The 23165-nt window shown below is 62.7% G+C and carries 22 protein-coding genes; 16 read left to right on the top strand and 6 right to left on the bottom strand.

Going from position 1 to position 23165, the window contains the following annotated elements; all coding sequences use genetic code 11:
- The first annotated feature begins 72 nt into the window (after positions 1–72).
- From BLQ92_RS21720 to BLQ92_RS21735, 4 genes are all read left to right on the top strand, one after another.
- Positions 73–879: a hypothetical protein gene (locus BLQ92_RS21720; protein ID WP_090686598.1), complete on the top strand. Its 807-nt coding sequence runs from the start codon at positions 73–75 to the stop codon at positions 877–879.
- Between the two features lie 519 nt (positions 880–1398).
- Entirely contained in the window at positions 1399–1752 is a 354-nt protein-coding gene (locus tag BLQ92_RS21725; protein ID WP_090686599.1) for a hypothetical protein, read from the top strand.
- A complete protein-coding gene (locus tag BLQ92_RS21730) occupies positions 1752–2891 on the top strand; it encodes a glycosyltransferase family 4 protein (RefSeq protein ID WP_090686600.1) in 1140 nt (379 codons plus the stop codon). Before BLQ92_RS21725 ends, BLQ92_RS21730 begins: the two co-directional genes overlap by 1 nt.
- Positions 2892–3216: 325 nt before the next feature.
- Positions 3217–3588 (top strand): hypothetical protein, encoded by a 372-nt coding sequence (locus BLQ92_RS21735; RefSeq protein WP_090686601.1) that lies wholly within the window; start codon positions 3217–3219, stop codon positions 3586–3588.
- Between the two features lie 51 nt (positions 3589–3639).
- On the opposite strand, the gene BLQ92_RS21740 is transcribed toward BLQ92_RS21735, so the two are convergent.
- Positions 3640–4263 carry a ParB-like protein gene (locus tag BLQ92_RS21740; protein ID WP_090686602.1) on the bottom strand — a complete coding sequence of 208 codons (624 nt, stop codon included), beginning with the start codon at positions 4261–4263 and terminating at the stop codon, positions 3640–3642.
- A 247-nt stretch (positions 4264–4510) separates the two neighbouring features.
- Between BLQ92_RS21740 and BLQ92_RS21745 the strand changes: the two genes are divergently transcribed.
- Positions 4511–5323 carry a mechanosensitive ion channel family protein gene (locus BLQ92_RS21745; protein ID WP_090686603.1) on the top strand — a complete coding sequence of 271 codons (813 nt, stop codon included), beginning with the start codon at positions 4511–4513 and terminating at the stop codon, positions 5321–5323.
- Between the two features lie 113 nt (positions 5324–5436).
- Here the strand turns inward: BLQ92_RS21745 and BLQ92_RS21750 are convergent, their stop codons facing one another.
- Positions 5437–6108 (bottom strand): VTT domain-containing protein, encoded by a 672-nt coding sequence (locus tag BLQ92_RS21750; RefSeq protein WP_090686604.1) that lies wholly within the window; start codon positions 6106–6108, stop codon positions 5437–5439.
- An 84-nt stretch (positions 6109–6192) separates the two neighbouring features.
- Here BLQ92_RS21750 and BLQ92_RS21755 point away from each other — a divergent pair, with 84 nt between their 5' ends.
- From BLQ92_RS21755 to miaA, 3 genes are read left to right on the top strand one after another with little or no spacing between them, the layout of a single operon-like run.
- Positions 6193–6375, top strand: coding sequence for a hypothetical protein (locus BLQ92_RS21755; RefSeq protein ID WP_090686605.1), 183 nt, complete (start codon positions 6193–6195; stop codon positions 6373–6375).
- A gap of 7 nt (positions 6376–6382) precedes the next feature.
- The gene (mutL, locus tag BLQ92_RS21760; RefSeq protein ID WP_090686606.1) at positions 6383–8467 is read left to right on the top strand and encodes a DNA mismatch repair endonuclease MutL; all 2085 of its coding nucleotides are present in this window, start codon (positions 6383–6385) and stop codon (positions 8465–8467) included.
- Between the two features lie 55 nt (positions 8468–8522).
- On the top strand, positions 8523–9476 hold the full coding sequence (gene miaA, locus BLQ92_RS21765) for a tRNA (adenosine(37)-N6)-dimethylallyltransferase MiaA (RefSeq protein WP_090686607.1): 954 nt from the start codon (positions 8523–8525) through the stop codon (positions 9474–9476).
- 143 nt (positions 9477–9619) lie between these two features.
- Here the strand turns inward: miaA and purM are convergent, their stop codons facing one another.
- The gene (gene purM / locus BLQ92_RS21770; RefSeq protein ID WP_090686608.1) at positions 9620–10687 is read right to left on the bottom strand and encodes a phosphoribosylformylglycinamidine cyclo-ligase; all 1068 of its coding nucleotides are present in this window, start codon (positions 10685–10687) and stop codon (positions 9620–9622) included.
- Between the two features lie 195 nt (positions 10688–10882).
- On the opposite strand from purM, the gene BLQ92_RS21775 reads away from it, so the two are divergent.
- From BLQ92_RS21775 to BLQ92_RS41140, 8 genes are all read left to right on the top strand, one after another.
- Positions 10883–11959 (top strand): AI-2E family transporter, encoded by a 1077-nt coding sequence (locus tag BLQ92_RS21775; RefSeq protein ID WP_090686609.1) that lies wholly within the window; start codon positions 10883–10885, stop codon positions 11957–11959.
- Between the two features lie 80 nt (positions 11960–12039).
- Positions 12040–12792: a DnaA regulatory inactivator Hda gene (gene hda / locus BLQ92_RS21780; RefSeq protein ID WP_090686610.1), complete on the top strand. Its 753-nt coding sequence runs from the start codon at positions 12040–12042 to the stop codon at positions 12790–12792.
- Complete coding sequence (locus BLQ92_RS21785) at positions 12785–13471, top strand: histidinol-phosphatase (RefSeq protein WP_090686611.1); 687 nt, start codon at positions 12785–12787, stop codon at positions 13469–13471. Before hda ends, BLQ92_RS21785 begins: the two co-directional genes overlap by 8 nt.
- Complete coding sequence (pcnB, locus tag BLQ92_RS21790) at positions 13468–15057, top strand: polynucleotide adenylyltransferase PcnB (RefSeq protein ID WP_090686612.1); 1590 nt, start codon at positions 13468–13470, stop codon at positions 15055–15057. Before BLQ92_RS21785 ends, pcnB begins: the two co-directional genes overlap by 4 nt.
- A gap of 48 nt (positions 15058–15105) precedes the next feature.
- Positions 15106–15681 carry a 2-amino-4-hydroxy-6-hydroxymethyldihydropteridine diphosphokinase gene (gene folK / locus BLQ92_RS21795; protein WP_090686613.1) on the top strand — a complete coding sequence of 192 codons (576 nt, stop codon included), beginning with the start codon at positions 15106–15108 and terminating at the stop codon, positions 15679–15681.
- Positions 15678–16406, top strand: coding sequence for a deoxynucleoside kinase (locus BLQ92_RS21800; RefSeq protein WP_090686614.1), 729 nt, complete (start codon positions 15678–15680; stop codon positions 16404–16406). Before folK ends, BLQ92_RS21800 begins: the two co-directional genes overlap by 4 nt.
- A 37-nt stretch (positions 16407–16443) precedes the next feature.
- Positions 16444–17259 (top strand): 3-methyl-2-oxobutanoate hydroxymethyltransferase, encoded by an 816-nt coding sequence (gene panB, locus BLQ92_RS21805; RefSeq protein ID WP_090686615.1) that lies wholly within the window; start codon positions 16444–16446, stop codon positions 17257–17259.
- Between the two features lie 192 nt (positions 17260–17451).
- Positions 17452–17586 carry a hypothetical protein gene (locus BLQ92_RS41140; protein ID WP_279607923.1) on the top strand — a complete coding sequence of 45 codons (135 nt, stop codon included), beginning with the start codon at positions 17452–17454 and terminating at the stop codon, positions 17584–17586.
- 103 nt (positions 17587–17689) lie between these two features.
- On the opposite strand, the gene BLQ92_RS21810 is transcribed toward BLQ92_RS41140, so the two are convergent.
- From BLQ92_RS21810 to dnaK, 3 genes are all read right to left on the bottom strand, one after another.
- The gene (locus BLQ92_RS21810) at positions 17690–19660 is read right to left on the bottom strand and encodes a chorismate-binding protein (RefSeq protein WP_090686616.1); all 1971 of its coding nucleotides are present in this window, start codon (positions 19658–19660) and stop codon (positions 17690–17692) included.
- Positions 19661–19688: 28 nt separating this feature from the next.
- Positions 19689–20828: a molecular chaperone DnaJ gene (gene dnaJ, locus BLQ92_RS21815; protein ID WP_090686617.1), complete on the bottom strand. Its 1140-nt coding sequence runs from the start codon at positions 20826–20828 to the stop codon at positions 19689–19691.
- A 267-nt stretch (positions 20829–21095) separates the two neighbouring features.
- On the bottom strand, positions 21096–23072 hold the full coding sequence (gene dnaK, locus BLQ92_RS21820) for a molecular chaperone DnaK (protein WP_280517446.1): 1977 nt from the start codon (positions 23070–23072) through the stop codon (positions 21096–21098).
- Positions 23073–23165 lie beyond the last annotated feature (93 nt).

Here is a 23165-nt window from a genome sequence, read left to right on the forward strand (position 1 = left end):
TGCTCGCAACACGCGGCGCACCCACCCATCGATGTGTATCTGTCTCGCGGCAAAAAAGAAAAGGAAACAATCATGAACCGGCAAGAACTGGGCATAAACGTCAAGACTGGACTCACCGGATGCGGGCCCGCATGCCATGAGATCCGCAGCGTTAGCGCGACGCGCGTCTGGAGTTGGCTCGTGGACGGCTTTCGCATTGCCCGTGCACAACCGCTGATGTGGATCGTCACGATTCTAGGTAGCGCCGATCTGGCGACGGCGTTCGAACTTGCCGCACCGTTTCAACTACTCGCGACGCTGCTGCTGGCGGTACTTGCGGGCGCAACGGTACTCACGCCGGCAGGCAATGGCAACCCGCACCAGTGGAGCATCGGCGCGACGTTCCGCGTGCTGGTGCGAAATCGCAACGCGCTATTCACAGTGGCACTGGCTTGCGCCGCTATCGTCGTAGCCGGCGAACTGCTCTCTTTTGCACTGCTTCACATCAAGCTGACCACGAGAACGGTGGCAAGCGGCGCGCACAGCCTGTCGATCATCTTTGGTGAATCCAGTGACCGGGCGGGTTCGTTGCAGACCGTTCTAAACGCGATGGTTCTTGCGATTGCAATTGCGGCAGTGTGGTTCGCACCGGCGTTGATCATTCTGCAAAGGGCCGCGCCGCTCGAGGCCATGTCGACGAGCCTGCGTGCGGTGTTCCATAACGGGCCGGTTGCCCTTCTCTATGCAGGAGTATTGGCCGCCGACGCCTTGCTCGCAGCGGCAATGCCGATGTTCGTGCGTGGCCTGGTGCTGACGCCAGCGATCAGCGCGCTGATCCTGCTATCGATGCACGGTAGTTACAACGATATTCTTTCAATCGGCATTTCACGGGAGGATTAGATGCCACAGCGGTTTTCTGAAAGCCGATGGCACGCCCCCCCGAACGGCTTAACAGCTTCCTCGCAATTGCCTCAAAAATATTCGCACCATTTTGAGGCAGATCGATTCAAACAAGCATGCATGCGCTTATGCACTGGCATGGCGCGTCGAAAGGGACCCACATTCCATTCATACATATTTTTGAAACGATTCTCTTGTGACATTTTTAAGTCCAAAGTACACGAAATTGCTTGATGCCGGTCCGCCGTCATCTTCGTCGAGCCCGTTTTCAAGCGCGCCCATTAACACGCAAAACGTGAACTTATCGGCTGCCGGATAAGCGACGGGATACTTACGTCCTGAAACAGACCTCATCCGTTCACGATAAATCACACGCTAAAGCCACGCGTAATATTCCATTCCGCTTATCGCTTCGAATGCAAATTGGAAAAGCCATCGCCATGGACCAGTGAATTAAGACCACACATCTGAAGCTGATGCAACCCCATCAACCCGTCACGCGTGATTACGGAGGGTTCAATGCGGCTTTTGCTTTCGAACGCGTTTCTTTCGATTGTCAGCAACGCGGCTGACCCGGCCACGCTCATCGTTCGCGCACATCGCGCTCGCGACATCGAGACCGTATTCGGCAATGGCTTTGAGGTGGTGACGCTGCCCGGCCGCATCTATCCGTTCCGTGCGTTCATTCCCCGCCGGGTTGTCGCCGACACGATCGCCGTACAGCTGTTCCACATCAATTACGGCAAGTTCAAGGACTCGGTCGCCGACGCAACGCTGTATGACGTGTATGCGAGGGTCTGCGATGTGATGGCGGACCTGCAGGACGTTGCGACGCGGGGTTCGGTTCCACGCAATGGGTTCCGTTCCCTGTGATGGAGCCAGTCGCGCAAATCTCCCTGACGCCAGGCTTGCCGCGCGCGAAGCTTACTGTGTTCTACGTGCAGCCGCTGGTCACACGCTATCGCGTCGAGGTCATCGATACGCTGAGCCGGCTCTTCAAGGTCAAGGTATTCGCCAACTCTAGCGGAATCGAGTCGCGCGGCTTTTCGCGGGAAGCACCCAGCTGCGACGAATTCGTCGAGACAGGCATCACGCATGTATTCACATGTCGCATCAAGCTTCAGGCGCGGGTCTTCGGGGAAATCGTACGAGTACGCCCCGCCGCTGTCCTGATCTTTGCCGACATGTCCTATCTGTCGCTATGGCTCGCTCTGCTCGCGGGGCGGGCGTTAGGCGTGCCGGTGGTGATCCACGGCCAAGGACTATACCGTCACGCGAAACCGAGGTTGGCCCGCACCGTCTGCTATCGCGCAGCGGTCGCCCTGTCGACGCGCTACGTCTGCTACTCCGAAGCATCGAGACTGTCGCTTGAGCGCATTGGTTGTCCGCGCGCAAAACTGATCGTCGCAGACAATTCACTATGTGTCACACGAACCGTCAAGCCCGAGGAAAAGACGGGTAACGAGCAGGGTGTGTTGTTTCTCGGACGGTTGCGCGACGGTTCGAGTGTCGAATGCCTGATCGAGGCAGTCGAACAGTTGCACCGCCATGGGCACGAGATCGTCCTGCATCTGGTGGGGGATGGAGAGCATCGCGGGCGGCTGCAACGCACTTATGCAAATAGTCCGTACCTGATCTGGCACGGCGCCATTTTCGATGACGAGGAAATTGCCGCGATCAGCCGTAGATGCCGGATCGGCTGCTATCCCGGCGACGCTGGCCTGAGCGTGGTCCATATGTTCGGGCTGAGTTTGCCGCCGCTAGTGCACGATCAACTCGAACTGCACATGGGCCCGGAGCCGGAGTACGTGGAACACGGCGCGAACGGATTCCTCTATCACCGGGAAAGCGGAGCCGGAACACTCGCCGCGACGCTTGAACAGATCTGGGTGCTACCGCCGGAATCGATCCGCGAAGTCAGCGCTCGCGCGTTTTCGAAATATCAGCAACTCAACTCCCCCAGCTTGGGTCAGCGTCTGGCGGCAATCGTCGATAGCGCGATCCAGCAATGACAGATCGCCGGGCGACGCGCGGCGTACGTTGCGACCGACGCTCGGCGCGCGCGCCTTGCGTCGGTCCGACCTGACCTTCCGGCATCACATTCCGACAGAAAACACGAAACATCGCGCAGGACAAGCCAGAACCATCCATACGAACGCGCGGGGAAATCCTCTAACTCATCCCCTCATTCAATCGCAGTCCGAACATTCTCATTTATTGAGACATAAAGACATGTAATGATCGCGCCCGGTTCGCTCGCAATGTGTTGCAACGGTCACCGTCTGTCTAACGCATGCATCGGCGCAGCCGAACAACCCGCGCATTCATCCCAAAATCATGAGCAACTTTCTGTTCGATCTGGCAACGAATCTCGCCATTCTTGCGACGCTGCTGATCGCATGTCATCTGTGCAATCTAGCCAAACGGGATCTCGCCTTGAACGGCGGCTATGTTTACCTCGTGCTCGCAACGACCGCGCTGGTGTTCGACGCGACGCTCACGTTCTGCGTATTCGCCGACGCCCCAAGCCGCTACGGAAAGTTCAGCTCGACCAATGCGTTTGTCGAGCGCGCGTGTGCCTACACGCTTACCTGCGCGCTCGCGCTGTATTGTGCACGGCGCGTGCGGCTGCATAGAAATAAAGCCAAAGCCGGCGACGCGCTGGTCATCCGGACCTCGCCGTACACCGAGTCGCAACTGCCGATGTGACAACGCGCCACCGCGTCCGCTGCTGCGGCGGCGTCAGTCCAGGCGCCATCTTCAAGCCGCCGCAATCACCCCCGACCAGCCGGGCAAATAACGCGCATCAGGCGTATGAGCGAGAGTCTTCGCCAGATCCAGCGCCTTAGCGAAGTTTTTCGCGATCTTGCTCTCCGGCACTCGCGGCCGCAGAAAGTCAGCCCACAGGAATTCGCTGAACGGCGTCGCGTCCTTGGCATAGCCGCCCGCATTGCGCAGCTCACCGGCAAGACTCCGATAAGGATCGTCGCTCATTTCCGTGACCACCTTCGGCAGATGTTCGTAGTCGTAACGCGAGCCGTCCGCGCCAAACGGATGGACCCACTGGTTGTGCTCCATCATCCGCCAGAAAATCGTGAAATCGAGCCACGACAGGTCTTTCAGCACCATCACCTTCACTTCCTTGACACCCTCTTCGAGTAGCGCCCGTCCAAGGTGATGATGGTCGACGATGTAGTAACGGCTCTCCGGTCCCAGCACCGCGGGAAACGAGTGCGAATCGATCGCGACACCGCGTTGCTTCTTGTTCAAGGTCTTCCAGTGAGCACGCTTGAGCGCCACCTCACGATAACCCACTGTCATCTGGGTAGGCCGCAATGCCTCGAGTTTTGCCGGGATAAAGTGAACATCTCTATTCGGAACCATGGTCTGCCTCATCAAATCGTTAAATCAATTTAGCGAAAAACAATAGCGCGAATCAGGCACGCCGTTAATACCCGTCAATACATTTTGCATAGGTTCAGGAATGGTCCTTGCCTACGTGCGAGCCGTCGCCTATAACTTGCGAAGACCGAGAGTGAGAAACCTCGCCCCTCGTCAGGCATTGCATCCACTGTGTTGAATCGAAGCTGTTCGTCATCAGTCACACGCAACCGACCCGAGCGAGGACACCTTGAATCTCGAATCCATACGCCTCTTCCTCATGACGCGAGGCTTCGACCTCGGCACCAAAGTTCTCGGTGCGATTGTCCTATGGATCGTCGGCCGATGGGTGATCGGCATCATCACAGGCCTGCTGCGCAAGCTGCTTGCGCGCGGTGGGCGAGTCGATCCCACTCTCGCGCACTATCTCGGCTCGATTCTCGGCGCCCTGCTGAACCTGCTGCTTATCCTCGCGATCCTGCAGGTGTTCGGAGTACAAACCACTTCGTTCGCGGCCCTGCTCGCGGGTCTCGGTCTTGCCATCGGCACTGCGTGGGGCGGCCTGCTCGCCCACTTCGCCGCGGGTATTTTCATGCAGGTGCTGCGCCCCTTCAAGGTTGGCGACTTCGTCATGGCCGGTGGGGTGACCGGCACCGTTCAGGAGTTGGGCCTGTTCGGCACCACAATCATCACGCCCGACAACGTCACGACAATCGTCGGCAACAACAAGATCTTCTCGGACACGATCTCCAACTACAGCGTGTTGCCGGTGCGCCGCGTCGAACTGACGGCGAAGATCGCCAACGGGGTCGATCCGATCGATGCGGCCAATCGCCTGCGCGCTGCCATCGTCAAGATTCCTAATGTCGCGGACAGCCCGGCGCCCGATATCGAGGTTCTGTCGTTCACGCCGGAAGGTCCGTTGCTATGCGTGCGACCCTATACGCATACCAACAACTACTGGCAGGTCTACTTCGACACCAACCGGGCCATCATCGAAACCTTCCGGGAAGCAGGCTTCCCGACGCCGGAGACCCCGCTCGTGCGACGCGCGGCGACCTAGCGAGGACGAAAAAAAGCGGCGCAGCGAGATTTCGCGGCGCCGCTTTTGTTGGCCGGGGTTTGCCGGGCCTGGCGTGAGGCCAACCACGGCTTCGTGGCCGGCTCGTTTGCAGCTTAGCGGCTGCCCGGCTTGGGCGCCGGCTTACGCATCATCTTCCACAGCGCGCCCAGCACCACCGGCACGATCGCAGCGCCAGCGCCAATCAACACGATCACGTTCAGGTACTGGCGAATAAACGGAATGTTGCCGAAGAAGTAACCGAGCAGCACTAGCAACAGCACCCAGAACAGCGCGCCCGCAACGTTGAAGAACTGAAAGCGGCTCACAGTCATCTGCGACGCGCCGGCGACGAACGGCGCGAACGTGCGCACCACCGGAATGAAACGCGCCAGCACGAGGGTCTTGCCGCCGTGTTTTTCATAGAAGTTGTGGGTCTTCTGCAGCGCCTCCCGATCGAGGAAACGTTCAAGCAACGGGATATGCGAGTCGAACACCTTGGGTCCGATCGCCTTGCCGATCAGGTAATTCACCGTATTGCCGCCGACCGCGGCCACCAGCAGCAGCGCGATAAGCGCACCGAGGCTCATTTCACCGCTTGCGCAGAACGCGCCGCCAATGAACAGCAGCGAGTCACCCGGCAGAAACGGCAGGACGACCAGGCCGGTTTCGCAAAAGACGATCAAGAACAGCACGGCGTAGACCCAGGCGCCGTACTCATGAATGAAAACCCCCAGAAACTTGTCGATGTGCAAGACAAGATTCACGAACTGCAGCAGCGTGTCCAAAAGCGTCCCTTATTGAGCGAATATTGAGCGAATTGAGCAAATGGCGTAGACGGCCGAAGCTGCAAGCCGTCATGGCGCGGTGAAATGAGCAACGATTTCTCGCCCGAAGGCGCTGAAATTGACCGCGCCATGATACCGAAAGTGCCCGGCTGCAATAAGAAATCTGCGTGCGCAGGCGCACACCGTCCGCTCGTGACGGTCGCGGGCAAGCAGCGCACCCTCGCCTCGCGCGACGGTGAAAGGCGGGTTGGCAGCGAGTCGCTATAATTTCGCCATGTCCGAATTCTCCGAACCGCCTATCGACGCCGCCACCCAGGCTGTGGCGCCCGCCCTACGTCCATTGCGGGCAATCCAGCCCTTGCCGGACCTGCTGATCAGCCAGATCGCTGCCGGCGAAGTGGTCGAACGGCCGGCTTCGGTCGTTAAGGAGCTGCTGGAGAACGCACTCGACGCCGGCGCGAACACGCTGCGCATCTTGCTCGACGAAGGCGGCGTCAAGCGGATCTCGATCACCGACGACGGCTGCGGCATCCCCGAAGGCGAACTCACGCTCGCCCTGATGCGCCACGCCACCAGCAAGATCCGCTCGCTCGCCGAACTGGAAGCAGTAGGCACGCTCGGGTTTCGCGGCGAGGCGCTGGCCTCGATTGCCTCGGTGTCGGAAATGCTCATCACGAGCCGCACCGCCGACGCACCGCACGCAATGCGTATCGAGGCGCAAACCGGCGTATTGAGCCCAGCGGCCGGCACACAGGGCACGACCATCGAGGTGCGCGAGCTGTACTTCAACACCCCTGCGCGCCGCAAATTTCTGAAAAGCGAGCAAACCGAACTCGGCCATTGCCTGGAGATGATCCGCCGCGTGGCGCTGGCGCGGCCGGACGTCGCGATTTCGGTGCTGCATAACGGCCGCGCGGTCGAGCACTGGAACGCCACCGATCCGGCCACGCGCGTCGGCAAGATCATGGGCGAGACCTTTGCGACTGCCCATCTGCCGCTCGACGAGTCGGCCGGCCCGCTCGCGGTGTACGGCTGCGCGGGCCTGCCGACTGCGAGCCGCGGCCGGGCGGACCAGCAGTATTTCTTCGTCAACGGGCGCTTCGTGCGCGACAAGCTGTTGACCCACGCCGTGCGTGCCGCCTACGAAGACGTGCTGCACGGCGACCGCTACCCGTCATACGTGCTGTTTCTCGATCTGCCGCCCGAGGGCGTCGACGTGAACGTGCATCCGTCGAAGATCGAAGTGCGCTTCCGCGACTCGCGCTCGATCCACCAGTTCGTCTTTCACGCCGTGCAGCGCGCGCTGGCGCGGCACGCCGGAGCGTCGCCGGAGACGACCGCCGGTGGACACGCAGCGCATCTCGAACCGGTTGCAGGCGGCCCGGCGTCATTCGCGGGCACGCCTCTGGGCGGTGCGGGCGTGGGCGGTGGGGCTGGCGGTTTCGGTGGCGCGGGTGGCAGCGGCGGCTTTGGCAGCGGCGGCTTCGGCGGCAGCGGTGGTGGCTTCGGTAGCGGTGGTAACGGCGGCGGTGGCGGTGGCGGCGGTTTCGGCGCCCAGGGCGGCAATACCTGGTTGCGACAGGCGCGCATGACGCAGGGAACGCTGCCTGTCGCGCAACCGCTTGCACTCTACGACGCGCTGTTCGGCCGCAAAGATAGCGGCGTCGGCACCGCACAGGGTACGACCACGCTGGAGGCCCGCGATTCCGCCGCCGGCACGCCATCGTTCTTCGCTCCCTCGACGGACGGCAACGCGGCCTTTCACGGCACGGACGAGCAACCGCTTGGCTTCGCCCTCGGCCAGATTCACGGCATTTACGTGCTGGCGCAGAACGCGCAAGGGTTGGTGATCGTCGATATGCACGCGGCGCACGAGCGAATTCTGTACGAGCAGTTCAAGAACGCGCTGGCTGACCGGGCGATTGCGGTGCAGCCCTTGCTGATTCCGCTGACGATGCAGGCCGACCCGATCGAGATCGGCACGGTGGAGGAAGAGCGCGAGACCCTCGATGCACTGGGTTTTGACCTGGCGGTGCTATCGCCGACGACGCTGGCGATCCGCGCGGTGCCGGCCCTGCTCAAGGACGCCGACCTGCAGGCCTTGGCCCGCGCGGTGCTAACCGACCTGCACGCGTACGGTGGCTCGCGGGTCCTGACCGAACGGCAACACGAACTGCTCGGCACGCTGGCCTGCCACCATGCAGTGCGCGCGAACCGGCGCCTGACGCTGGATGAAATGAATGCGCTGCTGCGCCAGATGGAAGCCACCGAGCGCGCGGACCAATGCAACCACGGGCGACCGACGTGGTATCAACTGACGCTATCGGACCTCGACCGATTGTTTATGCGCGGCCAATGAGCTCGCACGCCGCCCCCTTACAGCCGCAGCCACCGGCGCTGCGGCCACGCCGATCATGACGCAACATCCCACCACTCCGGTCGCCTGCCTGCTGGGCCCGACCGCCTCCGGCAAGACCGCCGCCGCACTTGCGCTGGCGGAGCGACGGCCGGTGGAGATCATCAGCGTGGATTCGGCACTGGTGTACCGCGAGATGGACATCGGCACGGCCAAGCCGACGCCGGAAGAGCGCGCACAGGCGCCACACCATCTGATCGATATCATCGATCCAGCGGATGCTTACTCGGCTGCCGAATTCCGCACGGACACCTTGCGCCTGGTGGCCGAGATCAGCGCGCGCGGACGGGTACCGTTGCTGGTGGGCGGAACGATGCTGTACTACAAGGCGCTGACACAGGGCTTGAACGACCTGCCGACGGGCGACGCCGAGGTTCGCGCGACGCTCGATGCGGACGCGGTGCGCGAAGGCTGGCCGGCTTTGCATGCCCGGCTGGCCGAGGTGGATCCGGTAACGGCGGCGCGGCTCGCACCGAACGACTCGCAGCGGATCCAGCGGGCGCTGGAGGTGTTCATGTTGACGGGGCAGCCGATGTCGGTGTTGTTGGCGGCGCCAGTGCAGGCTGACGAAGCGGCGTTGCCGTGGCGGTTTGTGCCGGTGGCGCTGGAGCCGTCCGATCGCAGCGTGTTGCATGAGCGGATCGCGCGGCGGTTCGATGCCATGCTGGCGGGTGGGTTTATTGACGAGGTTGAGCGGCTGCGAGCGCGGGGGGATTTGCATGCCGGGCTGCCGTCGATGCGGTGTGTGGGGTATCGGCAGGCCTGGGAGTATCTCGACGGAGTGGGGGATTTTGCCTCCATGCGGGATAAGGGGATTTTTGCTACGCGGCAGTTATGTAAGAGGCAGCTCACCTGGCTGCGGGGGATGACTGAACGCGTTGTGGTTGACTGTTGTGCGGGGGATGCAACTGAGCGGGCGTTGCGGGCTCTTGAAAGCGTTATTGATCAGTGAGTCTTTTTTGCCCTGCAGGCAAATCCCCGGCCGGCAAGGCACAAAAAACAAAAAGGCCGTCCAGCAAAAAGCCAGACAGCCTTCGAGTCACCCACAAAGCCAGCAGCGCGAAAAAAGACACTCCGCGCTGCGAGCAAAAAAACTCAAACAACCACAGTCTGCGCCTCGCCCTCAGCGCTATTGCGCACAGCGCCGATCTTCCAAACCTGCTCGCCGGCGGCAGCCAACAGGCCGATGGCCTTATCAGCATCCTCAGCGGCAACAATCACGGCCATACCAATCCCGCAGTTGAACACGCGGTGCATTTCCGCGTCAGCAACGCCACCATGCTTCTGCAACCACGAGAACAGCGGCGGCAGCGGCCAAGCCTTATGATCCAGCTCGGCCGTCAAGCCAGCCCGCAAAACCCGCGGAATATTTTCAACCAGCCCACCGCCGGTGATATGCGCCATCCCCTTCACGGAGATCTGCTCCATCAACGACAGCAGCGGCTTCACATAAATATGCGTCGGCGCCATTAGCGCATCGGCCAGCGACCGGCCATCAAAGTCAGCCGACAGATCCGGCTGCGCCCGATCAATAATCTTGCGCACCAGCGAGAAACCATTCGAATGAATGCCGCTGGAAGCCAGACCCAGCACAACATCACCCGGAACAATCGTGCTACCGTCGATAATCTTGCTCTTTTCGACCGCACCAACCGCAAAACCAGCCAGATCGTATTCGCCGTCGGGGTACATGCCCGGCATTTCCGCCGTTTCGCCGCCAATCAGCGCGCAGCCAGCCAGCTCGCAACCCTGTGCGATGCCCTTCACGACCGTCGAGGCCGTGCCGACGTCGAGCTTGCCGCAGGCAAAATAGTCGAGGAAGAACAGCGGCTCGGCGCCCTGCACCAGGATGTCGTTGACGCTCATCGCCACCAGATCCTGGCCCACCGTGTCGTGCTTGTTCAGATGAAACGCCAGCTTCAGCTTGGTGCCGACGCCGTCCGTGCCGGAGACGAGCACCGGTTCGCGGTATTTCTTCGGCACCTCGAAGAGCGCGCCAAACCCGCCGATGCCACCCAGCACACCGTCACGCAACGTTTTCTTGGCAAAGGGCTTGATCGCGTCGACAAGGGCGTCGCCCGCGTCGATGTCCACGCCGGCGTCGCGATACGACAGACCTTGGGCCGAATCTGTTGAATGCTGGGCGGATTTCGGTTGATTCATGGGGAAGAGCTCGAAGGTCGGTAAAATGCGATTTTAACCGATGCCGATCCAGAGTTGGCGCTTTAGCGCCTTACTCTGGTCCCATACACAGTTGCCGATCCAGAGTTGGCGCTTTAGCGCCTTACCCCGGTCCCATGCAGAGTTGCCGGCCGCCTGGCTGGACTTTCACCCGAGCAATACCCCAGGAAACCCATTTTGCAGCAGAACTCCTCGATTCTGACACCGTATCAGCGCCGCGCCTTAGTCTGGGTCGCCATCGCGCTCGGCCTCGGCATCCTGCTCTGGCTGCTCAGCCCGGTGCTCACACCGTTCCTGCTAGGGGCCATCCTCGCCTACATCCTGCAGCCCGGCGTTGCGTGGATGGTACGGCGGCGCGTGCCGCGCGGCCTCGCCGCCCTGCTGATGATGCTGCTGTTCACCCTCCTGCTCACTATCATGATCCTGCTCGTGCTGGTGGTGATCCAGAAGGAGGGCCCGCAGCTCAAACAGCAGGTGCCCGTGCTGTTCGCGCACGTCAGCGCGTGGCTGCAGCCTAAACTTGCCCTGCTCGGCCTCGCCGATTCGCTCGACTTCGCCAGCATCCGCGACCTCGTCATGGGTCAGCTCGAAGGCAGCGCGCAAACCGTCGCCCTCTATGCGTGGACCTCGATCCGCACCAGCGGCAACGTCATGATCACCGTGATCGGCAACGTCGTGATGGTGCCGCTCGTGCTGTTCTACCTGCTGTACGACTGGAACCGCATGCTCGAGCGCGCCGAAAGCTTCGTGCCGCGCCGCTGGCTCGACAAGACCGTGCAGCTCGCCCGCGACATGGACCAGATGCTCTCGCAATACCTGCGCGGCCAGTTGCTGGTGATGGGCGTGCTCGCCGTGTTCTACGCCATCGCGCTCACCATCGCCGGTTTCGAGATAGCATTGCCGGTCGGCATCTTTACCGGCGTGGCGGTCTTCATTCCGTATATCGGCTACGCCACGGGCCTCGCGCTGGCGCTGCTCGCCGCGCTGCTGCAGTTCGGCGACTGGTATGGCTTTGGCGCCGTCGCCATCATTTATGGTGTCGGGCAGATTCTCGAGAGTTTCTTCCTGACGCCGCGCCTCGTCGGCGAACGGATCGGCATGCACCCGCTCGCCGTGATCTTCGCCTTGCTCGCGTTCGGCCAATTGTTCGGCTTTTTCGGCGTATTGCTGGCGCTGCCCGTTAGCGCGATCCTGTCGGTGGCCCTGCGCGAACTGCGGCAAGGCTATCTGTCGAGCACGCTTTACAAGAACTAACCATTTACTGGCTCACTGGCTAACTCGCTCACCGGCTACTAGCGGTTCCTGGTGGTTCCATTACCGGCTTTTACACTACTGTGCTTCGTCAACTGACGCTCGATCTCGGCACCCCGCCGCCATCGACATTCGACAATTTCTTCCCCGGCGCCAACGCCGAGCTGGTCACACGGCTGCGCGAGCTGGAAGGCGCGCTCGCGGCCGGCCCCGTGGCCGATCGCAGCTTCTACATCTGGGGCGAAACCGGCAGCGGCCGTACCCATCTGCTGCAGGCGCTGGTCCATGAGGCGCAGCCCGGCCACGCGCGCTTTGCGAGCCCGCAGAGCAGCCTCGCCGCCTTTGCCTTCGACCCGCGCGTGGCGCTCTACGCCATCGACGATTGCGATGGCCTGTCCGGCGCGCAGCAGATCGCCGCGTTCAACCTGTTCAACGAAGTGCGCGCGCATCCCACCAGCGCTTTCGTGGCAGCCGGGAATGCGGCGCCGATCGGTCTTGCGGTACGCGAAGACCTGCGCACGCGCCTTGGCTGGGGTCTGGTGTTCCATCTCGCGCCGCTGCCGGACGAAGGCAAAGCCGCCGTGCTCAAGCACGCCGCCCGCGAACGCGGCATCGCGCTTGCCGACGACGTGCCGGCCTACCTGCTCACGCACTTCCGGCGCGACATGCCGAGCCTGATGGCCTTGCTGGACGCGCTCGACCGCTTCTCGCTCGAACAGAAACGGGCGGTCACGCTGCCGCTGTTGCGCACCATGCTGGCATCCCCGGCAGGCACCGAAGAATTGAGAACGGCAACCGTTTCACCCGCTTCAAGTAAAATGGGCCCCCATGGCTAATCTCGCTCTCTTCGACCTCGACCACACGCTCATCCCCACCGACAGCGACCACGAATGGGGCCGCTTCATGGTGAAGCACGGCATGGTCGACGCCGAAAACTTCGCGCGTGAAAACGATCGCTTCTTTGCCGACTACAAGGCCGGCAAGCTCGACATTCACGCCTATCTCGTCGCCATGCTGACACCGCTCGCGAAGTACTCGCGCGCGCAGCTCGACGAGTACCACCAGATGTACATGCACGAAGTGATCAAGCCCGCCATCGTGCCGGCCGCGCTCGAACTGGTGCGCCAGCACCGCGACGCGGGCGACCTGTGCTGCGTGGTCACCGCCACCAACGAATTCATCACCGGCCCGATCGCCGCCGTGTTCGGTGTCGAGAAGCTGATCGCCTGCGAAGCGGAAACCGTCGACGGCCAGCCGCACTCGGACTACACCGGCCGTCCCACCGGCACGCCCAGCTACAAGGAAGGCAAGATCGTCCGTACCGAGGCTTGGCTCGCTTCGCTCGGCAAGACATGGTCGGACTTCGAGCGCAGCTATTTCTATAGCGATTCGCACAACGACATTCCGCTGCTCGAAAAGGTCACCGACCCGATCGCGACCAATCCGGACGACACGCTGCGCGCCCATGCGCAAGCGCACGGCTGGCGCATCCTAGAACTCTTTCAACCCACGTGATCAAAAAACTTATCCGCAAACTGTTCGGACAGGATCCGGCACCCGCTGACGCTACCGCACCCTCCGAAGCAGAGCAGGCCGCCCACACGCCAGCCGGAGCCGGCCGTAGCGACGCCGCTGCCGCCAAACCGCGCCGCAAACCCGCCGCGCGCGACACCGCCAAGGCTCCACGCGAACCTGACGTGCCGGTGATCATTTCCGCGGACGTGCACGGCATCAACCCCGCGCTGATCTCGCGCAACGCCATTCGCGTCACCGAAGGCCTGCAGCAGGCCGGCCACCGGGCGTTTATCGTCGGCGGCGCCGTGCGCGATCTGCTGCTCGGTATCGCGCCGAAAGACTTCGACGTCGCCACCGACGCCACCCCCGAACAGGTGCAGAAGCTGTTCCGCCGCGCGCGCATCATCGGCCGGCGCTTCCAGATCGTGCACGTGCAGTTCGGCCAGGAAATCATCGAAACCTCGACGTTCCGCGCCCTCGTCGATCCGCCGGCGGCCGACGCCGCGCCGCCGCGGCGCCTGAAGCGCGACGAACTCGACCGCCGCACTCACGCCGTCGACGCGAGCGGCCGCGTATTGCGAGACAACGTCTGGGGCGAGCAGCACGAAGACGCCACGCGCCGCGACTTCACCATCAACGCGATGTACTACGATCCGGCCACGCAAACCGTGCTGGATTATCACAACGGCATGGCCGACATGCGCGCCCGGCTGTTGCGCATGATCGGCGACCCGGCCACGCGTTACCGCGAAGACCCGGTGCGCATGCTGCGCGTGGTGCGCTTTGCCGCCAAGCTCGGCTTCGAGATCGAAGACACCACGCGCGCGCCGATCACGGAGATGGCCGACCTGATCAACAACGTGCCGGCGGCGCGTCTGTTCGACGAAATGCTCAAGCTGATGCTGTCGGGCCACGCGCTCGCCTGCCTGAAGCGACTGCGCCAGGAAGGCCTGCATCACGGCCTGCTGCCGCTGCTCGACGTGGTGCTCGAGCAGCCCCACGGCGAAAAATTCATTACGCTGGCACTGACCAACACGGATAACCGCGTGCGCGCCGGCAAGCCGGTCTCGCCAGGTTTCCTGTTCGCTACCCTGCTGTGGCACGACGTGCAGCAGCGCTGGCAGGCCTTCGAGGCGCAGGGCGACTATCCGGTGCCCGCGCTGCACCGTGCGATGGACGACGTGCTCGACATGCAGACCGAGAAGCTGGCGATCCACAAACGCTTCTCATCGGACATGCGCGAGATCTGGGGCCTGCAGTTGCGCCTCGAAAAACGTTCGGGCCGCAGCGCGCTGAAGCTGCTGGAACACCAAAGATTTAGAGCGGGGTATGATTTCCTCCTGTTGCGCTGCGAATCGGGCGAACTCGATGAGTCGGTCGGTGCGTGGTGGACGGAGTTCATCGAAGGAGACGCCGCGGCGCGCGAGACGTTGCTCACGCAAGGCGGGAAGGACCGGAGCCCCAAGAAACGCCGGCGGCGCAGCAGTAGCGCCAGAAACCGCAAGCCGGGCGACGGAATGGAGGGCGGTGCGAGCGTGGACCGCGCAGCAGACGACGTGAGCCAAGGCGGCTCGCACGAAGACTGACGCGGCCGCGTTGCGGGCCGTCGAACGATAGTCGCAGGAAGTGATGCCATGACGGTTGCTTATCTCGGCCTCGGCGCGAATCTCGGGGATGCGCGCCAGACCCTGAAAGACGCGGTGGTGTGTCTCGCCCAACAGCACACCATCACCGTGCTCGCCAAGTCGAGCCTGTATCGCACTGCCCCGATCGATGCGGGTGGTGACGACTACTACAACTGCGTCGTGAAGCTCGAAACGACGCTGTCGGTTCGGCATCTGCTGGCGCTGTGCCACAAGATCGAACTGCACTTCGGCCGCGAGCGGCCGTTTCGCAACGCGCCCCGCACGCTCGATCTCGACATCCTGCTCTACGGCGATCACTCGATCGACGAACCCGATCTGATCGTGCCGCACCCGCGTCTCATCGAGCGCGCGTTCGCCTTGGTGCCGCTGGTCGAACTCGACCCGGCTCTCATGATTCCGCAACACGGCCGTGCCGACGCCTTCCTCGCGGCCGTCGCCGATCAGCGCATCGAAAAGATGAAGTCGCCGTGCCAGTGCCCAGTGCTCAATGCACTTAGCGGTGGCAACCAGGAGGCCAGCCAGGCCGCCCAAGCCACCAAGGCCACCAAGGGCCCTTGCTCATGAGCGCCACTCCGCTGACGGTCACGGCGCCGCAGCTACGCCCGCCGTTCCGCTACATTGCGATCGAAGGTCCGATCGGCGTCGGCAAGACTTCGCTGGCGCGGCGTCTGGCTGAACGATGGTCAATGCACACATTGTTCGAACGGCCCCAGGACAACCCGTTTCTCGAGCGCTTCTACCGCGACACCGGCCGTTATGCATTGCCCGCGCAACTGCACTTCGCGCTGCAGCGCGCACAACAGGCACAGGAGGTGACGGCTGTGTATGCCGCCGGCACGCCTCTGATCGCCGATTTCATGACGCAGAAAAACGAGATCTTCGCGCGGCTCACGCTGCCTGAAGACGAATGGCAACTGTATCGCGCACTTGCAAAACGCATCGACGCCAGCGGCGATGCCCAGGCACCCCGGGCAACTGCGGCGGGAACCCCAGGCGCAGCCCCGGCGCCGGACTTTGTCGTGTACCTGCAAGCCAGCCCGGAAGTGCTGTTTGCGCGCATCCAGAGGCGTGCCGTACCGATGGAACTACAGATTTCCGACGCGTACCTGCACGCCCTGTGCGACGCGTATAACGAGTTTTTCTATCACTACGACCGCACCCCCGTGCTGACGGTCAACGCCGAACACCTGAACCCGCTCGACTCGGACGCGGACCTTGCACTGCTCGTCGAACGCATCGAGACGATGCGCGGGCGCAAGGAATTCTTTGTCAAAGGCACCTCGCTGTAAGCGACGTCGCCCCCCTCTTTCTTCAACGGATTCCCTCATGACCTATTTGCAGGAAACGAGCCGCAACGCCATTACGGTACCGAAGCTGCAGGCGATGCGCGACACGGGCGAGAAGATCACCATGCTGACCTGTTACGACGCGAGTTTTGCGGCGTTGCTGGACCGCGCAGGGGTCGACTCGCTGTTGATCGGCGACTCGCTCGGCAACGTGGTGCAAGGCCAGACCACGACGCTGCCGGTTACGCTCGCCGAGATCGCCTATCACACCGCCTGCGTGGTTCGGGCGCGTCCGTCGGCGCTGGTCATTGCCGATCTGCCGTTCGGCACCTACGGCACGCCGGAGGCGGCGTTCGCCAGCTCGGTGGAATTGATGCGCGCCGGCGCCCAGATGATCAAGCTGGAAGGCGGCGAGTGGCTGGCCGGCACGATACGCTTTCTGGTGGAGCGGGCGGTGCCGGTGTGTGCGCACATTGGCCTCACGCCGCAATCGGTGCACGCGTTTGGCGGCTTCAAGGTGCAGGGCAAGACAGAAGCCGGCGCCAGCCAGTTGCTGCGCGATGCGCTCGCGATCCAGGATGCGGGCGCGCAACTGGTGGTGATGGAAGCGATCCCCAGCCTGCTTGCCGCCGAGGCGACCAAACAGTTGCGGATTCCCACCATCGGCATCGGTGCGGGTGTGGATTGCTCGGGCCAGGTGCTGGTGCTGCACGACATGCTGGGGATTTTCCCCGGCAAGCGGCCGCGCTTCGTGAAGGATTTCATGCAGGGGCAGCCGAACATTGGCGCGGCCGTCGAGGCGTACGTACGCGCCGTCAAGGACGGTTCGTTCCCGGGACCGGAACATACGTTTTGAGATAGCTGCCGGGCGACTGCCACGGTCGCCCACTGGGGCAACACCTGGCGGAAACAGGAACGCAGGGGCAACGCGAAAATTCCTGGGGCACCGGCGCTGAATTGGGACCCGTCCGATTTCCGCTGAAGGTCATGTCGTCTATCTTGCTCGATTCACTTCTGCGGCCTCGCCGCAAACCGAATCGAGACGACCATGAGCCCCATTTGCCTGATCAACGTCGCGGAGATCCGCGATCACGCCCGCCCCTCGCCTGATCTGCGCGAGACCACGCGCTATCCACGCGTCATCAACTGGATAGCGCGCCTGCTGCGCATCAACCGCGGCTAACGTGGCACCTGTCGCGGGCCCCAAACTTGGCTCAGACCCACCAGACACCGCCGCGCACGTTCGCGACCTACCAAAATCAGGCGTCGCTCGCCTGAGCCATACGCTACAGGACGCGCGCCGCGACTGCGCCGCGCAAGGCGTTGCAAACGAGCAGCGCCTCGGCATTCAGTACATCGGAGCGTGTCAGCGCACGCTCAGCCGCACCTAACTCCGAGTCTTCGAGCAGCACGCCGCGCATCACACCGGGCAACACGCCTGACGACAACGGCGGAGTCCACCAGCGCCCGGCCAGCTTCACGAACACATTCGAGCGGCCACCTTCCGTCAATTCACCACGCTCATTGAAAAACAACGTATCGAAGGCGCCGAGCGCCTCGGCATTGCGCCAGCCGCGGTCGTATTCTGCGCGGCGCGTGGTTTTGTGATGCAACAGCAAATCGCTTGCCTCGGTCGCCGTGAAGCCGTGATCCGGTGCGAGCAGCACGCCGACTACGCTATCGGCAAGCGGCATCAACGGTGCGGCGCTCAGTTGCACGGTGCCGCTTTTGGCGAGCGCGAGCCGCACACGATGCGGCATTCCCGCCGCTAGCAGCGCACATTGCGCTTCGAGGCGCTCACGCAAGCCGGCTTCGTCGAACCGGAAACCGAGCCACGCCGCGCTCCTCGCCAGCCGCGCGAGATGGCGCTCAAGGTGGCGGATGCCATCCTCACGCGTCGCGTACATTGTCTCGAACAGCTCGAAGCCGGGATCGGCATCGGTCAGAAACCTGGCTTTCAATTCGCACTCCGCATATTCGTCGGCGGCGACGCTATCCAGCACGATCCCCGCGCCCACTCCCATGCTGCCCCGGCGCTCACTGGCGCCGCGTGCCGGCGCATCGAGCGTCAAGGTCCGAATCGCGACCGACAGGCAGAAGTCGCCGCAAGCGTCTTGCGCGGCGCTGGACAGTGCGGGAGCGCTCGCGTGAGACGAGCCGCCTGGCAGATCCGCGGAGCCGCAGGTGGCCGGAACGTCCACGGCGTCGAGCCAGCCGATCGTGCCGGTGTAGAGGCCGCGTGGCGTGCTTTCGAGCGTGTCGATCAACTGCACCGTGCGATGCTTCGGCGCCCCGGTGATCGACCCGCAGGGGAACAAGGCGCGCAGCACGTCGGCAAACGAGGTTCGTGCGCGTAACGTCGCTTCCACCGTCGACGTCATCTGCCACACCGACGCGTAAGGCTCGACCGAGAACAACGCTGGCACCTTGACCGAACCTGTCTCGGCGACTCGCGAGAGGTCGTTGCGCAACAGGTCGACGATCATCACGTTCTCGGCGCGGTTCTTCGGATCGTTGACGAGAAATTCCGCAGCGCCCCGATCGGCGACGGAATCGTCCGGCGTGCGCGGCGCGGTGCCCTTCATGGGGCGCGCGCGCAGCCTCGCCCCCGTCTTCTCGACAAACAGCTCCGGCGAGCACGACAACACCCAGCGGTCGTCCGGCAACGCGATCAGCGCACCAAACGGAACCGGCTGCCGCTCGCGCAGGCGCCGATACAATCCAGCCGGCGTGCCGAACACATCGAACCCAAGGCGGTAGGTGTAGTTGACCTGATAGGAGTCGCCGATCCGCAACGCCTCATGGATCGCGCCGATGGCCGCGTCGAACTGCGCCGGATCGACGCTCGCGCGCACGCCCGCCGTACCGGCCACCGATGGCTGCGCCGCGCCGCCGTCGCATTGCGTCAGCCAGGCATCGGCTTCTTCACGCGAGAGCTTCGCGCAGCGTTCGAACAATAAAAAACGCAGCGTGGCATCGCCACGCTGCGTTTTTTGCTCACCAACCGATTCGCCACCGGACGCCTGGGCAGCACGCTCCAGCACGAGCTGCCGGCCGAACTCATACTCGCCCAGCACCACAGCGTGCAAACCGCGCCGCAGATCGGCCGCGACAGCGGCGCACACCGCATCGAGCTGCGCCACATCGGCACAGACCCGTTCATGCAAAAACTGCGTGTAGAGACGGCTCGAGCGCCGCGCCGCCGTCGCGTCGCAATCGTCGAGCAATGCGAACACGGCGCCGCGATCATCAACCATCTTGCCTACCGCCAACTTCAAACAGCCATTAATCGAAGAAGCTCTTCACCCGATCAAACCAGCTCTTGCTTTGCGGGCTATGGCGCGCGCCGCCCTCGACCAGCGATTTCTCGAACTGCTGCAGCAGCTCGCGCTGCGGCTCGGTCAGCTTGACCGGCGTCTCCACTTGCACGTGCACGTACAGATCGCCGGCAATGCTCGAACGCAGCCCCTTGATGCCCTTGCCGCGCAGACGGAACGTCTTGCCCGACTGGGTGCCTTCCGGCACGGTGAAGCTCGCGCGGCCCGCCAGCGTCGGCACTTCGATCTCGCCGCCGAGCGCCGCGGTGGTGAACGGAATCGGCATCTGGCAATGCAGGTCGTCGCCGTCGCGCTCGAACACCGAGTGCTGCTTGATGTGAATCTCGACGTACAAATCGCCCGACGGACCGCCGTTGATGCCCGGCTCGCCGTTACCGGCCGAGCGGATGCGCATGCCATCGTCGATACCCGCCGGAATCTTCACTTCCAGCGTCTTGGTTTCCTTCACCTTGCCCGCGCCGTGGCAATGCACGCACGGATCAGGAATGTGGCTGCCGGTGCCGTGACACTTCGGGCAGGTCTGCTGGATGCTGAAAAAGCCCTGCGACATGCGCACCGAACCCGCGCCATTACAGGTCGGGCAGGTTTCCGGCTTGGTGCCGGGCTTCGCGCCCGAGCCGTGACAGATTTCACACGATACCCAGCTCGGCACGCGGATCTGCGTGTCGTAACCGTGCGCGGCCTGCTCCAGCGTGATTTCCATGCTGTAGCGCAGATCGGCGCCGCGATACACCTGCGGGCCGGCACGGCCACCGCCACGCGCGGCGCCACCGGCCGCCTGGCCGAAGATGTCGCCGAAAATATCGCCGAATGCGTCGGCAAACCCGCCGAAGCCCTGCGCGCCGGCGCCGCCCATGTTCGGGTCGACGCCTGCATGGCCGTACTGGTCGTACGCCGCACGCTTCTGCGAGTCCGACAGCATTTCATAGGCTTCCTTCACCTCTTTGAAATGCTCTTCCGCATCCTTGTTGCCCGGATTGCGGTCAGGGTGATGCTTCATCGCCAGCTTGCGATAAGCCTTCTTGATTTCGTCGTCGCTCGAGTTCTTTGCGACGCCCAGAACCTCGTAGTAATCCCGTTTCGCCATATCGGTTCAACGCCCTCCGCGCAGCAAGGCACGGCGGCTCCTCTTGAATGCTGGAGTCTCGCGACTCGTCCGGCCGCTGCTCGCCCGCCGTTTACGCGGCTTGAGCAACGCCCTCCATAAAACAAATGTGCCCGGAGAGCCCAAACAGGCTCACCAGGCGCGATAACCGCTTTGCAGGTTGATGCATCCGGAACGGGTGCAGACCATTTTTCTGCCGGGCCGCACACATCGCTGTGTGCGGCTTTACGGTCAAATTGCGACCTGGCTTTAGTCCCTCTTCACTTCCTTGAACTCGGCGTCGACCACGTCGTCTTCCGGCTGGCTCGCGCCACCGGCCGAGGCACCGCCGGCCGCACCAGCAGCACCAGCAGCACCTGCCGCTGCGCCTGCTGCACCTTGCGCAGCCTGCATGTCGGCGTACATCTTTTCGCCAAGCTTCTGCGAGGCCGTTGCCACGACTTCGATCTTGGCTTCGATCGCCGCCTTGTCGCTCGAACTGCTCTTCAGCGTTTCTTCGAGGTCCTTCAGCGCCGCTTCGATCTTTTCCTTCTCAGCCGCGTCCAGCTTGTCGCCGTACTCGGTGAGCGCCTTCTTCGTGCTGTGCACCAGCGCGTCGCCCTGGTTACGGGCATCGGCCAGCTCGCGCAGCTTGTGATCTTCTTCCGCGTTCGCTTCGGCGTCCTTCACCATCTTTTCGATTTCGGCTTCCGACAGACCCGAGTTCGCCTTGATGACGATACGGTTTTCCTTGCCCGTCGCCTTGTCCTTCGCGCCGACGTGCAGAATGCCGTTCGCGTCGATGTCGAAGCTCACTTCGATCTGCGGCACGCCGCGCGGTGCCGGCGGAATGCCTTCGAGGTTGAACTCGCCCAGCAGCTTGTTGCCGGCTGCCATTTCGCGTTCGCCCTGGAACACCTTGATCGTCACAGCGCCCTGGTTGTCATCCGCGGTCGAGTAGACCTGCGCATGCTTGGTCGGGATCGTCGTGTTCTTGTTGATCATCTTCGTCATGACGCCGCCGAGCGTTTCGATGCCGAGCGACAGCGGGGTCACGTCGAGCAGCAGCACGTCCTTGCGGTCACCGGACAACACCTGGCCCTGGATCGCGGCGCCTACAGCCACGGCTTCGTCCGGGTTCACGTCACGGCGCGGTTCCTTGCCGAAGAATTCCTTAACCTTGTCCTGCACCTTCGGCATACGCGTCATACCGCCGACGAGAATCACGTCGTCGATTTCACCAACCTTCACGCCCGCGTCCTTGATCGCCAGACGGCACGGTTCGATGGTGCGTTCGATCAGTTCTTCAACCAGCGCTTCGAGCTTCGCACGCGTAATTTTCAGGTTCAAGTGCTTCGGACCCGACGCGTCTGCCGTGATGTACGGCAGGTTGATTTCGGTCTGCTGGCTCGACGACAGTTCGATCTTCGCCTTTTCAGCCGATTCCTTCAGGCGTTGCAGCGCGAGCACGTCCTTCGACAGATCGACGCCTTGTTCCTTCTTGAACTCGCCGATGATGTAATCGATGATGCGCTGGTCGAAGTCTTCACCGCCAAGGAACGTATCGCCGTTCGTCGAGAGCACTTCGAACTGCATTTCGCCGTCAACGTCGGCGATTTCGATGATCGAAATGTCGAACGTACCGCCGCCGAGGTCATACACGGCAATCTTGCGGTCGCCCTTCTCAGCCTTGTCGAGACCGAACGCGAGCGCAGCTGCGGTCGGTTCGTTGATGATCCGCTTGACTTCCAGACCCGCGATGCGGCCGGCGTCTTTGGTAGCTTGACGCTGGCTGTCGTTGAAGTACGCGGGAACCGTGATCACGGCTTCCGTGACCGGCTCGCCGAGGTAGTCTTCAGCGGTCTTCTTCATCTTGCGCAGGACTTCAGCCGAGATTTGCGGCGGAGCCAGCTTCTGATCGCGCACTTCGACCCATGCGTCGCCGTTGTCGGCCTTGACGATCTTGTAAGGCATCAGACCGATGTCTTTCTGCACTTCTTTTTCTTCAAAGCGGCGGCCGATCAGGCGCTTGACCGCGTACAGCGTGTTGCGCGGGTTCGTGACCGACTGACGCTTCGCAGGCGCGCCGACGAGAATCTCGCCGTCTTCCATGTAAGCAATGATCGACGGCGTGGTGCGCGCACCTTCCGAGTTCTCGATCACCTTGACCGAGTTGCCTTCCATGATCGCCACGCACGAGTTGGTCGTGCCGAGGTCGATGCCGATAATTTTGCCCATTTCACTAATCTCCTGACTTTGATCGCTGCAGTAGGTTGCCTTGTGCCCATCTGGCGGCAAGGCAACCCGCCTTCAATTCATACCTGCACTCAACATAAGTGC

Source organism: Paraburkholderia phenazinium (genome assembly GCF_900100735.1).
Classification (GTDB): Bacteria; Pseudomonadota; Gammaproteobacteria; order Burkholderiales; family Burkholderiaceae; genus Paraburkholderia; species Paraburkholderia phenazinia.

Excerpts from the sequence above, each read along its gene's own strand:
- BLQ92_RS21720 (WP_090686598.1), top strand. The coding sequence starts at position 73 with ATGAACCGGCAAGAACTGGGCATAAACGTCAAGACTGGACTCACCGGA.
- BLQ92_RS21725 (WP_090686599.1), top strand. The coding sequence starts at position 1,399 with ATGCGGCTTTTGCTTTCGAACGCGTTTCTTTCGATTGTCAGCAACGCG.
- BLQ92_RS21730 (WP_090686600.1), top strand. The coding sequence starts at position 1,752 with ATGGAGCCAGTCGCGCAAATCTCCCTGACGCCAGGCTTGCCGCGCGCG.
- BLQ92_RS21735 (WP_090686601.1), top strand. The coding sequence starts at position 3,217 with ATGAGCAACTTTCTGTTCGATCTGGCAACGAATCTCGCCATTCTTGCG.
- BLQ92_RS21740 (WP_090686602.1), bottom strand. The coding sequence starts at position 4,263 with ATGGTTCCGAATAGAGATGTTCACTTTATCCCGGCAAAACTCGAGGCA.
- BLQ92_RS21755 (WP_090686605.1), top strand. The coding sequence starts at position 6,193 with ATGAGCAACGATTTCTCGCCCGAAGGCGCTGAAATTGACCGCGCCATG.
- mutL (WP_090686606.1), top strand. The coding sequence starts at position 6,383 with ATGTCCGAATTCTCCGAACCGCCTATCGACGCCGCCACCCAGGCTGTG.
- miaA (WP_090686607.1), top strand. The coding sequence starts at position 8,523 with ATGACGCAACATCCCACCACTCCGGTCGCCTGCCTGCTGGGCCCGACC.
- purM (WP_090686608.1), bottom strand. The coding sequence starts at position 10,687 with ATGAATCAACCGAAATCCGCCCAGCATTCAACAGATTCGGCCCAAGGT.
- BLQ92_RS21785 (WP_090686611.1), top strand. The coding sequence starts at position 12,785 with ATGGCTAATCTCGCTCTCTTCGACCTCGACCACACGCTCATCCCCACC.
- folK (WP_090686613.1), top strand. The coding sequence starts at position 15,106 with ATGACGGTTGCTTATCTCGGCCTCGGCGCGAATCTCGGGGATGCGCGC.
- BLQ92_RS21800 (WP_090686614.1), top strand. The coding sequence starts at position 15,678 with ATGAGCGCCACTCCGCTGACGGTCACGGCGCCGCAGCTACGCCCGCCG.
- panB (WP_090686615.1), top strand. The coding sequence starts at position 16,444 with ATGACCTATTTGCAGGAAACGAGCCGCAACGCCATTACGGTACCGAAG.
- BLQ92_RS41140 (WP_279607923.1), top strand. The coding sequence starts at position 17,452 with ATGAGCCCCATTTGCCTGATCAACGTCGCGGAGATCCGCGATCACGCC.
- BLQ92_RS21810 (WP_090686616.1), bottom strand. The coding sequence starts at position 19,660 with ATGGTTGATGATCGCGGCGCCGTGTTCGCATTGCTCGACGATTGCGAC.
- dnaJ (WP_090686617.1), bottom strand. The coding sequence starts at position 20,828 with ATGGCGAAACGGGATTACTACGAGGTTCTGGGCGTCGCAAAGAACTCG.